Annotated in this window: 13 protein-coding genes; 4 read left to right on the top strand and 9 right to left on the bottom strand. The window is 62.5% G+C overall.

The genetic code is table 11. The features are described from left to right. Position 1: 1 nt before the first annotated feature. Complete coding sequence (betC, locus tag ATY78_RS18140; protein ID WP_088683690.1) at positions 2–1,516, bottom strand: choline-sulfatase; 1,515 nt, start codon at positions 1,514–1,516, stop codon at positions 2–4. A gap of 95 nt (positions 1,517–1,611) precedes the next feature. Here betC and ATY78_RS18135 point away from each other — a divergent pair, with 95 nt between their 5' ends. The 4 genes from ATY78_RS18135 (at position 1,612) to ATY78_RS18120 (ending at position 4,396) form a co-directional block, all read left to right on the top strand. Continuing rightward, entirely contained in the window at positions 1,612–2,517 is a 906-nt protein-coding gene (locus ATY78_RS18135; protein ID WP_088683689.1) for a LysR family transcriptional regulator, read from the top strand. A gap of 90 nt (positions 2,518–2,607) precedes the next feature. Beyond that, positions 2,608–2,808, top strand: a complete 201-nt coding sequence (locus ATY78_RS18130) for a hypothetical protein (protein ID WP_088683688.1) — start codon at positions 2,608–2,610, stop codon at positions 2,806–2,808. A 62-nt stretch (positions 2,809–2,870) separates the two neighbouring features. Beyond that, a complete protein-coding gene (locus ATY78_RS18125) occupies positions 2,871–3,665 on the top strand; it encodes an aldolase/citrate lyase family protein (protein WP_088683687.1) in 795 nt (264 codons plus the stop codon). Between the two features lie 254 nt (positions 3,666–3,919). Beyond that, the gene (locus tag ATY78_RS18120; RefSeq protein ID WP_245313600.1) at positions 3,920–4,396 is read left to right on the top strand and encodes a CatB-related O-acetyltransferase; all 477 of its coding nucleotides are present in this window, start codon (positions 3,920–3,922) and stop codon (positions 4,394–4,396) included. Positions 4,397–4,417: 21 nt separating this feature from the next. Here ATY78_RS18120 and ATY78_RS18115 read toward each other — a convergent pair whose 3' ends face one another. From ATY78_RS18115 to ATY78_RS18080, 8 genes are all read right to left on the bottom strand, one after another. Beyond that, positions 4,418–5,095: a hypothetical protein gene (locus tag ATY78_RS18115; protein ID WP_088683685.1), complete on the bottom strand. Its 678-nt coding sequence runs from the start codon at positions 5,093–5,095 to the stop codon at positions 4,418–4,420. A 67-nt stretch (positions 5,096–5,162) separates the two neighbouring features. Continuing rightward, positions 5,163–6,062, bottom strand: a complete 900-nt coding sequence (locus ATY78_RS18110; RefSeq protein WP_088683684.1) for an ATP-binding cassette domain-containing protein — start codon at positions 6,060–6,062, stop codon at positions 5,163–5,165. Further along, complete coding sequence (locus ATY78_RS18105) at positions 6,059–6,862, bottom strand: ABC transporter ATP-binding protein (protein WP_088683683.1); 804 nt, start codon at positions 6,860–6,862, stop codon at positions 6,059–6,061. Before ATY78_RS18105 ends, ATY78_RS18110 begins: the two co-directional genes overlap by 4 nt. Next, the gene (locus tag ATY78_RS18100) at positions 6,859–7,737 is read right to left on the bottom strand and encodes an ABC transporter permease (RefSeq protein ID WP_088683682.1); all 879 of its coding nucleotides are present in this window, start codon (positions 7,735–7,737) and stop codon (positions 6,859–6,861) included. The genes ATY78_RS18105 and ATY78_RS18100 overlap by 4 nt, the downstream gene beginning before the upstream one ends. Position 7,738: 1 nt before the next feature. Next, positions 7,739–8,716, bottom strand: a complete 978-nt coding sequence (locus ATY78_RS18095; RefSeq protein ID WP_088683681.1) for an ABC transporter permease — start codon at positions 8,714–8,716, stop codon at positions 7,739–7,741. Between the two features lie 56 nt (positions 8,717–8,772). After that, positions 8,773–10,419, bottom strand: coding sequence for an ABC transporter substrate-binding protein (locus ATY78_RS18090; RefSeq protein ID WP_088683680.1), 1,647 nt, complete (start codon positions 10,417–10,419; stop codon positions 8,773–8,775). 43 nt (positions 10,420–10,462) lie between these two features. Beyond that, on the bottom strand, positions 10,463–11,485 hold the full coding sequence (locus ATY78_RS18085; RefSeq protein ID WP_088683679.1) for a glycoside hydrolase family 3 N-terminal domain-containing protein: 1,023 nt from the start codon (positions 11,483–11,485) through the stop codon (positions 10,463–10,465). Positions 11,486–11,509: 24 nt separating this feature from the next. Beyond that, positions 11,510–11,989 (bottom strand): GNAT family N-acetyltransferase, encoded by a 480-nt coding sequence (locus tag ATY78_RS18080; protein WP_088683678.1) that lies wholly within the window; start codon positions 11,987–11,989, stop codon positions 11,510–11,512. Positions 11,990–12,175: the final 186 nt, after the last annotated feature.

The following is a 12,175-nucleotide window of genomic DNA, read 5'->3' as shown; positions in this document are numbered from 1 at the left end:
ATCATTCCTGACGCGGGAACCTCTGGCTTTCCTCCAGCACATTCAGGTCCATGTGGTTGCGCATGTAACGCTCCGAGGCTTTCTGCAGCGGCTGATAATCCCAGGGATAATAGGCGCCGTTGCGAAGCGCGGCGTAAACCACCCAGCGGCGCGCCTGGCTTTCGCGCACGGCTGCGTCGAAATCGGCAAGGTTCCAGCGCCGGCTGGCCTGTTCGACAAGTCTTGCGAGGACATCGGCATGCGCCGGATTTTCCGCCAGATTGTCAAGTTCATGGGGGTCGGCCTCGAGGTCGAACAGCATCGGCGGGTCTTTCTCGCAGAGGGAGAGCTTGTAACGGCCGTCCCGGATGCAGACGAGCGGCGCTTCGGAGCCTTCCGCCGCATATTCCATCGGTACCGGACCGCGGCTGCCTGTGCCTGCGGCAAGCGCTGCGAGATCCCAGCCCTCCGTCCACGGCTTCAGCGAGGCGATATCGATCCCGGCAAGGGCAGCCAGCGTCGGCGTCACGTCTAGCGTCGAGACAGACTGATCGATGCGTTTCGGTGTCCAGCCGGGAACTGAGATCATCAGCGGAACGCGGGCCGATCCTTCGAAGAAGTTCATCTTGAACCAGAGGCCGCGATCGCCGAGCATGTCGCCATGGTCGGACACGAAGAGGACGATCGTGTTTTCGGCCATGCGGCTCCGTTGCAGGACGTCGAGAATCTCGCCGATCTTTTCGTCGACATAGGAGATATTGGCGAAGTAGCCTCGTCTTGCCCGCCTGATTTGCTCGCGGCTGATGTCGAAGGCCTCGTGGTCGCAGGCCTTCATCAGGCGCTGCGAGTGCGGGTCCTGCTCATCGAAGGCAATCGGCGCGACCGCCGGGTCGAGGGCCGGACAATCCTCATAGAGATCCCAGAATTTGCGGCGCGCGACATAGGGATCGTGCGGATGGGTAAAGCTGACGGTCAGGCACCAGGGGCGCTCATCCTGGCCGCGCGAGAGATCGAAGAGCTTGCGGGTGGCGTGATAGGCGACCTCGTCGTCATATTCCATCTGGTTGGTGATTTCGGCCACGCCGGCGCCGGTGACCGAGCCGAGATTGTGATACCACCAGTCGATGCGTTCGCCGGGCTTGGTATAGTCGGGTGTCCAGCCGAAATCGGCCGGATAGATGTCCGTCGTCAGGCGTTCCTCGAAGCCGTGAAGCTGGTCGGGGCCGACGAAGTGCATCTTGCCTGATAGCGCCGTCTGGTATCCCGCTGCGCGCAGATGGTGGGCATAGGTCGGGATATCGGAGGCAAATTCCGCCGCATTGTCATAGACGCGCGTCCGGCTCGGCAATTGCCCGGACATGAAGGAGGCGCGCGCCGGGGCGCAGAGCGGGCTTGCCGTGTAGGTATTGGCGAAGCGTACCGAGCGCTCTGCCAGCGATTTCAGGTGCGGCGCGTGAAGAAAGTCGGCGGGGCCATCGGGAAAGAGGGTGCCGTTCAACTGATCCACCATCAGGATGAGGATATTCGGGCGCGCCATGGGAATTACCTTTTGCTATTTGAAGATTTGATTGAAGCGCCTATCATCCCAGCTGTAAAGACAGCTTTTTTTGATGTTTGCCCAAAAGGATTTTTATGCCAGAGCGCCCGCCTGAGCTCGGATGGATGCGCCTCTTCGTCGAGATCGCCAGGCTCGGGAGCTTTTCGGCGGCTGCGACGCTTCTCGGACTGACCCAGCCTGCCGTCAGCTATCAGATCCGCCGGCTGGAAGAGCAGTTCGGCGTCAGCCTGCTGCGCCGCCAGCATCGCGGTGTCGAACTGACCGCGGAAGGCGAGCGGCTTCTCGACGTGGCCGCCAAGGCGGTCGGCGACATCGATGCGCTCGCCCGCAGTTTCCGCGCCGAAGCCCAAAGGCCGGTCGTCAGGCTGAGAACCGATTATGCTTTCTCGGCGCTTTGGCTGATCCCGCGCATGGAGAGCTTTCGTCTTCTGCACCCGGAGACGGATATACAGATCGTCGCGACCCAGAGGCTTGCGGCCGGATTTCGCGACGAGGCCGATGTCGCGGTGGTTTTCGGCACGCGGGCGGAATTCGGCGCCGTCGGCACGCTTCTGCTGCCCGAGAGGGTCGTGCCCGTCTGCACGCAAGGCTTTCTCGACCGCAACGGCCCTTTCCGCGACGCGGGACAGCTTGGCGGGGCGAGGCTCATCCATCTCGACGCGCCGATGCCGTCGCCCTGGTTCGATTGGCGCAGTTATTTTGCCGAATTCTCCATCGTGCGGAACATCAATGCCAACCGCGGCGATATCAGTTTCAATACCTATTCATTGGTTGTTCAGGCCGCTCTGAGTGAGCAGGGCGTGGCGATCGGCTGGATGGGCCTCGTCGATACGCTTCTTTCGGCGCGCATGCTTGTCGAAGCCGGCCCGCCGCTGGAGGCGCGCGACCGCGGTTACTGGCTGGTGCCGCCGCGATCCCCGAACGCCCACAGCGAGAGGCTCAGCGCCTGGCTATCGGATGAGGTGAAGAGAAACGGTTAGCGGCGGTTGCATTTCTCCTCGGGAGAAGCCTTGTCATCGGCGATGCCGATCGACATTGTGGGGCGAATCCATGGAGAAGGTGGCTGAAGCATGCGAACGATCGGATATGTCATCGGACTGCTTATGGTCCTGCTCGGCCTGATCTGGATCGGGCAGGGAAGCGGCTATTTTCCCTATCCGGCGTCCAGTTTCATGATCGCCCAGCCGATCTGGATGCTCTGGGGCGCCCTCCTTGCGGCGGCGGGCATCGTCGTGATGATCATCCTCTCGCGGCTGCGCCGGAGAGGGTGAATTGCTGCCGCCGCTTGGCGGCAATCCGGCCGTTGACGGCCTGTCGAAATGAGGAGAATGGCATGAGCGCAGCTGAAATCGATGGCTTTGCGGACCGGATCAGGAAGCACCAGGGCGGCATGATCTCCGCCTGGGTCGGCATCCCCGACGCCATCCTCGTCAACCATCTGGCGCAGGAAGCTTTCGATGCCGTCGTGCTGGATATGCAGCATGGCATGTGGGACATGCAGTCGGCGGCAAATGCCGTCGCTCAGACGCGTCTTGCCGGCAAGCCGGCCATCGCGCGCATTCCCGTCGGCGATTTTGCCTCCGCTTCGCGGCTGCTCGATGCCGGTGCTTCCGGTATCATCGCGCCGATGATCAATTCGGCCGAAGATGCGCGAGCGCTCGTCAGGACCACGAAATATCCGCCCCTCGGCGAGCGCAGCTGGGGGCCGTCATTGGCGCTGAACCATATGGGCCTATCGGCCGATGCCTATCTCAAGAACGCCAACGAACTCACCGTCGCCATCGCCATGGTCGAAACCCGCGCCGCTCTCGACGCGATCGACGGCATTCTCGGAGTGACCGGCATCGACGGCATCTTCGTCGGCCCAGCCGACCTTTCGATTGCGCTGTCGAACGGCGATCAGGTGGCGCCGAATGCCGCCGAAATCGACAGCGCCATGCAGCATGCCGTTTCGCGCTGCCGCGCCCACGGCAAGTTCGCCTGTGCCTATGCCGGCGACGGCGAGCGGGCCGGCGAACTGCTGAAATTCGGTTTCGACCTGGTCATCGCCGGCGCGGAGACCGTGCAACTGCGCGCCGGCGCCCGCCGGGCCATCAATGCCGCCCGGAGGATCGCTTCGGGGAGTTGATTGACCGCTCCTCATTGCGCGGTTCCTCGACACGCATTTGTTGCGTCACCCAAGCTTCGCGAAAGCTTTGCCCGGCATAATCTCCGGCAATTGAGGGACCGTCTATGAATGATGCAGAAGCTGAGGACCGCGTACTCGAATTTGGGGCGAGCCGCGTGTATATCGGAAAGTATTCCTACGGCGTTTTGGGGACCCGGATCTTTACCTACGACCAGGGCGCGTCATTACGGGTTGGCAGATTTTGCTCCGTGGCTATGGACGTGAATATCCTGCTTGGCGGCGAGCATAAGACCAATTGCTTCACGACCTATCCTTTCGGACATGCGAAATTTCTGTCGCAACTCGGCGGCGAAGGGATCAAGCAGCCGAGCGGTACGAAGGGCGACGTCGTTGTCGGCAACGATGTCTGGATCGGCTTCGGAGCCACCATCCTTTCGGGCGTTACCATCGGCGACGGCGCGGTCATCGCCGCCCGCTCACATGTTTACAAGGATGTCGAGCCTTTCGAGATCGTCGGCGGCAATCCGGCCAAGCACATCAGATATCGCTTCAATCCCGAAATCCGCGATCTCATGATGCAGCTCAGGTGGTGGGAGCTGCCGGATGAGAGCGTCAAGGAGATTTCCGAGATCCTCTTCTGCAGCGAGCCCACCAAGGAGCTTCTCGACCTCATGCTGCGGGCATTCCGGGGGCATGGCGCCGACGGCGAACCGCAGACGGACGCCGCCTGAACGGCTTTCCCGGGTTATTCGTCAGCGGGCCGATTTGACGGCCAGCCAAATCATATGTCGGGCGCCGCGCTTGCGGTTGGCGCGGGTGTTGACGACGTCGACGGAAAAGCCGCTGTCCCTGAGACGGCGCGTGAAATCGGGGTCCGGGCCGGATGACCAGACGGCGAGCACGCCGCCGGGGCGAAGCGCATCGCGGGCGGCGCGAAGGCCGTTAAAATCATAGAGCCGGTCATTGGATTTACGGGTCAGCCCGTCCGGGCCGTTATCGACATCGAGCAGGATCGCGTCATAGGCAGCCTTGCCGGCACGGATCGCCTCGCCGACATCGCCCTGATGGATGCCGACGCGGGGATCGTCGAGACAGCCCTTGAAGACCTCGGCCATCGGTCCGCGCGCCCAGGCGACGACGGCGGGCACGAGTTCGGCGACGGTGACGCCGGCATCTTCGGGAAGGACGGCGAGGGTGGCGCGCAAGGTAAAGCCCATGCCGAGGCCGCCGATCAGCACCCTCGGTTTCGGGTGTGCCTTGATCCGCTCCCAGGAAAGGGTCGCGAGCGCTTCCTCCGAGCCGCTGAGGCGGCTGTTCATCAACTCGTTGGCGCCGAGCATGATCGAGAATTCGCTGCCGCGCTGCTTCAGCCTGAGTTCACCGTCTTCGCCGGGAATGGTCGCGGAATCGAGCTGGATCCAGGGCAGCATGACGGTTCGCCTCATATGAAAGGAACCGTCCCCTAGCATAGGGCGAAGTACGAGGCCAGCAAGCGCCTCAGACTACGCGGATGAAATGATCCGGCTCCACTTCGACGATATCGTCCTGCGGCGCGGCCGAACGGCGGCGGATATCCTCCACTTCCTCAGGCCTCAGCCGGGCTTTCGGGTCTTCGAAGCGGACATCGGGATCGGGCACGGCGGAGAGCAGCAGCCTGGTATAGGGATGCAGCGGATTGTCGATCACCCCCGCGGTGCTGCCCCATTCGACGATCTGGCCGGAATACATCACGGCGATATCCTCGGCGACGTAACGGGCGGTGGCGATGTCATGGGTGATGTAGAGCAGCCCGAGATTCATCTCCTGCTTCATCTCGTTCAGCAGATTCAGTACGCCGAGGCGCACCGAAACGTCGAGCATCGAGGTCGGCTCGTCCGCCACGATCACTTCTGGCTTGACGGCGAGCGCGCGAGCGATGTTGACGCGCTGGCGCTGGCCGCCTGAGAGCTCATGCGGATATTTCGGCGCGACGAGATCGGGATCGAGTCGGACGCGCTGCAGGAGTTCGCGCACCGTGGATTCAATATCAGCCCCCTTAATGTCGGGGCGATGCAGCTTCAGCGGACGCTTGAGGTGGTGAGCGATCGTGTGCGCCGGGTTCAGCGAGGCGAAGGGGTCCTGGAAGATCATCTGCACCGAACGGCGGTAGCGGGCGATCTCATCCGCCTTGGCGTCTTCGACGGGGCGGCCCTTGTAGAGGATCTGCCCTGAGGTCGGCTGATATTCGCGCATCGCTATGCGGGCGCAGGTGGTCTTGCCGCTGCCGGATTCGCCGACGAGCGCCAGCGCCCGGCCGGCCCGCAGCGAAAAGGAGATGGAGCGAGCGGCGTGGACGGCCGATGTGCCGTGGCCGAAAGTCTTCGTCACCTTCTCGAGGGCGAGGATGGTTTCGCTCATAGCAGCACGCCTCCATGAAGCGAGGGGAAGGAGGCCCAGAGCTTTTTCGTGTAGTCATGCTGCGGCGTCTTGTAGATCGCGCCGGCATCGTTCTGCTCGACGAGCCTGCCGCCGAGCATGATGCCGATGCGATCGCAGAATTGCACCATCAGTCCGAGATCGTGGGTGATGAACAGAACGGAGAAGCCGAGGCTGCGGCGCAGCTCGTTGATGCGCTGGAGGATCTCGCGCTGGACGACGACATCGAGCGCCGTCGTCGGTTCGTCCATGACGACGAGCTTCGGGTCGAGCGCCATGCAGATGGCGATGACGATGCGCTGGCGCATGCCGCCGGAAAACTGGTGCGGATAGTCGCGCATGCGGTCCGGCGCGATGTCGACGAGCTTCAGCATTTCGGCGGTGCGCTCGCGGGCTTGCACGCGGCTCATGTTCTTATGCGTGCGCAGCACGTCACAAAATTGCGTCTCGATGCGCAGCACCGGATTCAGCGAATTCATGGCGCTCTGGAAGACCATGGCGACCTCGCGCCAGCGGAAGGCGCTGAGCGCCTGCCGGTCGAGGCCGAGCACGTCGCGGCCGTCGAGCAGGATGCGGCTCTCCTTGCGGATCAGCGCCGGCGGCTTGTGCAGGCGGCTGATGGCAAAGGCGATGGTGCTCTTGCCGCAGCCGGATTCGCCGGCAAGGCCGAAGACTTCGCCCGGCGCGACATCGAAGCTGACGTCGTCGACGGCGCGGAAATCCTTCTCCTCGCCGATATAGTCGATGGTGAGGTTCCTCACCGAGAGCAGCGGCTGCGTCAAAGGCGGCCCTCCCCGGAACGGACGAGCAGCGACCAGCGCTTCAGGTGATTGCCGGTGCGCAGCCGCGGATTGGCGATCTCGTCAACGGCGAAGTTGAGCAGCGACATGCCGATGCCGAGAAAGGCGAGCGCGAAGCAGGGCGTGAGGATATCCCACCAGGCGCCGACCGAAAGCGCCGAGGCCTTCTGGGCATTATAGAGCATCGTGCCCCAGGAGATCGCCTTGGGATCGCCGAGCCCGAGGAATTCCAGCGTCGCTTCGGTGATGATGGCGAAGATGACGCTGCCGATGAAGTTGATGCCGACGATTGAAATCACGTTGGGGAAGATCTCGAATGTCATGATGCGCCATTGCGGCTCGCCCATCATCTCGGCCGATTTGACGAAATCCTTGTGCTTGACGGAGAGCGTTTCGGCGCGGGTGACGCGTGCGCCCCAAGCCCAGGAGGTGGCTCCGAGGATGAGGGCGATGACGACGGGGCTTGCCTGGCCGATGAAGGCGGCGAGCACCAAGAGCAGCGGCAGGTTGGGAACGACGAGCACCATGTTGGTGAAGAAGCTGATGATCTCGTCCGTCTTGCCCCCGCGATAGCCGGAGATGATGCCGAGCGCGGTGCCGACGAGGGTGATCAGCAGGCCGGCGCCGAAGCCGACGGCGAGCGAGGTGCGCGCGCCGTAAAGCAGCCGGGCGAAGACGTCCTGGCCGATGCGGGTGGTGCCGAGAATATGGTCGAGCGACGGCGGCTGATGCGGCCTGCCGGTGCGGGCGGCTGGATCATATTGCGTCAGCAGCGGCGCCGCGATCGCGACGATGACGATGAAGGCGATGATGACGAGGCCGATCAGCGCCTTGCGGTTTCGAAGCAGGGTTCTCATCTCATGCTCCCTTCAGCCGCGGATCGAGGAAGATATAGCTGACGTCGACGATGAAATTGGCGATCAGCATGGTCGCGGTCATGATCAGGAGCTGGCCCTGGATGACGGGGTAATCGCGGGCGAGGATCGCCTGGTAGAGAATGTTGCCGAGGCCGGGATAGTTGTAGACCACTTCAGCCACCAGCGAGCCGCCGAGGATGGTGCCGATCGCGATCGCAAGGCTGGAGACGGTCGGCAGCAGGGCGCTGCGCGCCGCATACCAGAGCATCACATGCCGGTCGGAAAGGCCCTTGGCGCGGGCCATGACGATATAATCCTCGCCGAGCAGGTTGATCATGTTGTTGCGCATGGTGACGGTGAAGCCGCCGATCAGCACCGTGCAGAGCGTGACCATCGGCAGGATGCCGTGATAGGCGACGCTGCCGATATACTGCAGGCTGAAGGCCGGATCGAGCGAGGGATCGGCGGCATAGCCGTTCGGAAACCAGCCGAGCGTGAAGCCGAAGATGAAGAGCACGATCAGCGACGTCACCACGGCGGGTACCGAGGTTGCGAAGATCGCGCCGACGGAGACGACGACATCGAACCTGCTGCCGCGCCGCCAGGCGGCGAGGATGCCGAGGAAGGTGCCGAGCGCGAAGCTCACGATCGTCGCCGTTCCCATCAGGCCGACGGTCCAGACGAGGGCATGGCCGAGCACCGAGGTGACGGGCAGCGGGAAATATTTGATCGAGCGGCCGAGATCGCCGGTGAAGATGCTGCCGAGATAGGTGAGATACTGCTGCCAGAGCGGGCCGTCGACGAAACCGAAGGTGAGCTTCAACGCCTGCAGGCTTTCCGGCGGCAGTTCGGTGCCGGCGCTCGAAAACATGATCTGCACGGGATCGCCCGGCATCAGCCGGGGCAGGAAGAAATTGATCGTCGCTGCCGCGATGAAGGCTGCCATGTAAAAGACGAGGCGGCGAAGCAGGAAAGCCATGGGAACTCCGTCGTGACGGGAGCGGTGTTTCACCACCGCTCCCAAGGCCATGATGCTTACTTCACAGGCTCGAGAGCCAGAAGGTTCAGCAGGCGCGCCGGATTGGTGCGCGAGATCGACGGATTGACGAAGGGATTTTCCTTGGTCGACCAGCCGGTGAAGCGCTTGGTGTTGTACTGATACCAGTTCGGATTGTTGAAGACCGGGATCATGGGCATGTTTTCGGCAACGATGCGCTGTGCCTTGTTCATCGCATTCTTCTGCTTGGCAAGGTCGGCGGTCTGGGTGAACTCGGTGACGAGTTTCTCGACCTCGGGGTTGAACCAGCGTTGCGCGGTGAAGCGGGTCTTGCCCTTGTCCGAAGCGCTGAAGGCGCGCTTGTAGGGATAGTAGGGCGAGGCCGATGCCGGCAGGCTGTTGATCGCCGCATCGAAGGTGCCGTTGATGAGGTTGCCGGTCCAGACGGCTTCTTCAGGCGTTTCGATCTTGGCGTCGATGCCGACCGCCTGCATGCCTTCGACGGCGATGTTGACCGTGTCGACCCAGTCCGTCCAGGAGTTCGGGACGATGATCGAGAAGGAGATCTTGCTGCCGTCGGGATTGTCGCGGAAGCCGTCGCCGTCCTTGTCCTTGTAGCCGGCCTCGTCGAGCAGCGCCTTGGCGGCGTCGGCGTCATAGGTCGCGTATTTGCCGAAGTCGGCCTTGATGGAAGGGTCCGCCCAGCTCTTGTAGAGCTCGCCCATCAGGCCGGGGTCTTCGTTGAGTGTCGGATAGCCGTAGCCGGCGACGTCGATCATCGTCTTGCGGTCGAGCGCCATGCCGATGGCGCGGCGGAACTTCACGTCGTCGAAGGCCTTCTTGTTGTTCTCGTTCGCCGTTTCCAAGTTGAACAGGAAGGCGACCATGCTGCTCGGCGAATACCAGTAGTGAAAATGCGCCGGATCCTTCGAGATATAGACATTGTCGATATCGGGAATGAAGGAGACGCCCCAGTCGAGCGTGCCGTCGGCGGTCGCCGTCAGGATCTGGTTGTTGTCGGCAAGCTGCGGGAAGCGAATGCAATCGACCTTCAGATGCGCGTTGTCCCAGTAGTTCGGGTTGCGGCACTGGTCGTAGGTCTGGCCGGTGAAGCGCGGCACTTCCGTCAGCGGGCCGCTGCCGACCGGGCTCTCGTTGGCGAAGGTGACGGGATCGGTGACATCCTTCCAGACATGCTCGGGAACGATCGGCAGCTGCGAGATCTGCTCGGCGGCAAGCGAGCTCGGATTGGCGAGCGTGAAGCGCACCGTCTGGCCGTCGACGGCCTGGACGTCGGTAACGAAGGTCCAGATGCTGACGAAATCGAGCGCCGGGAATTTCTTCAGATAGTCATAGGTGAACTTGACGTCGGCTGCGGTCAGCGGCTTACCGTCCGACCATTTGAGGTTCGGGCGCAGCTTGAATTCGATGCTCTTCAGGTCGTCGGAGAGCTTGAAGCTTTCGGCCAGGCGATAGACCGGCTTGTTGCTGTCGAAGCGGTTGAAAATAACAAGCGGCTCGTAGATGAAGTCGAGTGTCGATTGGCGCGACGAGGTCTGGTTGAACGGGTTGAAGTTGCGAACCCAGGTGGTCGCCGGTTCGATATTCGCGGTCAGGATCGTCTGCGCCATGGCGGATCCCGAAAGCAGTGTGAGTGCTGCGGCTGCAAGAAGATATTTTTTCATGTTCCATTCCCCTTTTTCTTATGCGTGAAAAATGATCTGCCGGTCAGGCGGCCGGCGCGCTTGCAAACATGTCTTCGACCTCGGCATGGGCGGCGCGATAATCAATCTTGAGAGTGCCGAGGCGGGCTTTGCCGGCGGCGATCCGCTTCAGGGCTGCATCCGTCAGCGGGCGGGCGGCCTTGGCGGCGGCTTCGCTTTCCCTGACGTCGCCATGGCTGTGGAGGGCGATGTCGAAGCCGGCATCGAGCACTTGTCTGACGCGTTCCGGCAGCGTGCCGGCGAGCGATTCCATGAAGATGCAGTCGGAGATCAGCACGCCGTCATAGCCCATGTCGTTGCGGATTACGTCGTGCATGACAGGCGAGATCGACGCCGGCAGCTCGGCGTCGTAGGCCGAATAGACGACATGGGCGACCATCGCCCAGGGCGTATCCTTCAGCGCGACGAAGGGTTTGAAATCGGTGGCGATGAGCGTTTCGCGGCTGGCATCGACCACCGGACGCTCCTTGTGGGAGTCGAGCGTGGCGCGGCCGTGGCCGGGAATGTGCTTCATGACGGGCATATTGCCGGTCTCGAGCAAGCCATCGACCACCTCGCGGCCGAGGGCGGCGATGAAATCGGGATCGGGGCCGAAGGAGCGGGCGCCGATGACCGCGCTCGTCGTCTCGAAGACGAGATCGAGAACGGGCGAGCAACCGCTGGAAAGGCCGAGCTCCGTCATCATCGCGCCCATGGCCTGGGAGGAAAGGCGCAGCGCTTTCTTGCCGAGATCGAAATCGCGGCGCGCCAGTTCGGCGAACTGGCCGAAGCTGCGGAAGAGCGGCCAGGGGCCGGCGTCGAGATGCTGGACGCGGCCGCCTTCCTGGTCGGTGAAGACAGGCGCGTCGTCGCGGCCGACGGCTTCGCGGAAGCGGTCGATCAGGCGCCTTGTCTGCTCCGGCTCGCGCTGATTGCGCCGGCCGACGAAGAGGCCGAGCGGATTGGTCTCGCGGAAGAGGGCGAATTCATCATCCGAAATCCTGGGGTTCGGGAGGCCGACGAAAAGGGCGAGCGGGGTCGAGGACAATTCTGTAACTCCGGTATCAGATGGTCATTTCGGCGCGCTTCTGAGCATGCCTTCGTAAATGCCCTTGTCGGGGGCGGGGATGGGGATCGCGCCTGCCGTCTTGGCGTAGAAATCGACCGGGCCGGCATCGCCGATGAAGGCGTAGGCGTGGCCTATTGTTTTCATGGTCTGAAGGCAGGCGGAAAAGAGCGCGAGCCCAATGCCCTTGCCGCGCGCTTGCGGATCGACGCCGGTGGGGCCGAAGAAGCCGCGCGCCGTCGTATCATAGCAGGCAAAGCCCAAGAGCTTGCCGCCTTCGGAGGCGATGAGGCAGGCAACGGGCTGGCGGGAGAAGGCAACCATAACTTCGCTTGCCCAGTTCTCACTGAACTGTTCGCGAACCCAGCCGACCACGAGATGCAGCTCCGGCGGGAGGGCCGGACGGACTGAGACGCCGACATGATCGGCCTTCTGTTTCAGGTCGGCGAGCTCGGCAGAATACAAGCTCACAAGCAGGTCTGGCACCTGTCGCTCCTCCTAATATTCCGTTATTGCGGAATGTATCCCCTTTTAGTGTTATAGATTTGGCCATCCGGCCGAGCTTGTCAACAGGGATTTTAAATGTGAGCGGCTTCACGTGGAGTAGAAGTCAAATGCAAAAACGGCCCGGTAGGACCGGGCCGTTTCGATTTGCAACGTGTTCGCTGATGC

It is taken from the genome of Rhizobium sp. R635 (assembly GCF_002211285.1).
Classification (GTDB): domain Bacteria; phylum Pseudomonadota; class Alphaproteobacteria; order Rhizobiales; family Rhizobiaceae; genus Rhizobium.
This window is presented reverse-complemented; position numbering and strand designations above follow the sequence as displayed.

Coding starts and splice junctions, on each gene's coding strand:
- betC (WP_088683690.1), bottom strand. CDS start 1,516: ATGGCGCGCCCGAATATCCTCATCCTGATGGTGGATCAGTTGAACGGC.
- ATY78_RS18090 (WP_088683680.1), bottom strand. CDS start 10,419: ATGAAAAAATATCTTCTTGCAGCCGCAGCACTCACACTGCTTTCGGGA.
- ATY78_RS18110 (WP_088683684.1), bottom strand. CDS start 6,062: ATGAGCGAAACCATCCTCGCCCTCGAGAAGGTGACGAAGACTTTCGGC.
- ATY78_RS18095 (WP_088683681.1), bottom strand. CDS start 8,716: ATGGCTTTCCTGCTTCGCCGCCTCGTCTTTTACATGGCAGCCTTCATC.
- ATY78_RS18125 (WP_088683687.1), top strand. CDS start 2,871: ATGAGCGCAGCTGAAATCGATGGCTTTGCGGACCGGATCAGGAAGCAC.
- ATY78_RS18115 (WP_088683685.1), bottom strand. CDS start 5,095: ATGCTGCCCTGGATCCAGCTCGATTCCGCGACCATTCCCGGCGAAGAC.
- ATY78_RS18135 (WP_088683689.1), top strand. CDS start 1,612: ATGCCAGAGCGCCCGCCTGAGCTCGGATGGATGCGCCTCTTCGTCGAG.
- ATY78_RS18100 (WP_088683682.1), bottom strand. CDS start 7,737: ATGAGAACCCTGCTTCGAAACCGCAAGGCGCTGATCGGCCTCGTCATC.
- ATY78_RS18120 (WP_245313600.1), top strand. CDS start 3,920: ATGGACGTGAATATCCTGCTTGGCGGCGAGCATAAGACCAATTGCTTC.
- ATY78_RS18130 (WP_088683688.1), top strand. CDS start 2,608: ATGCGAACGATCGGATATGTCATCGGACTGCTTATGGTCCTGCTCGGC.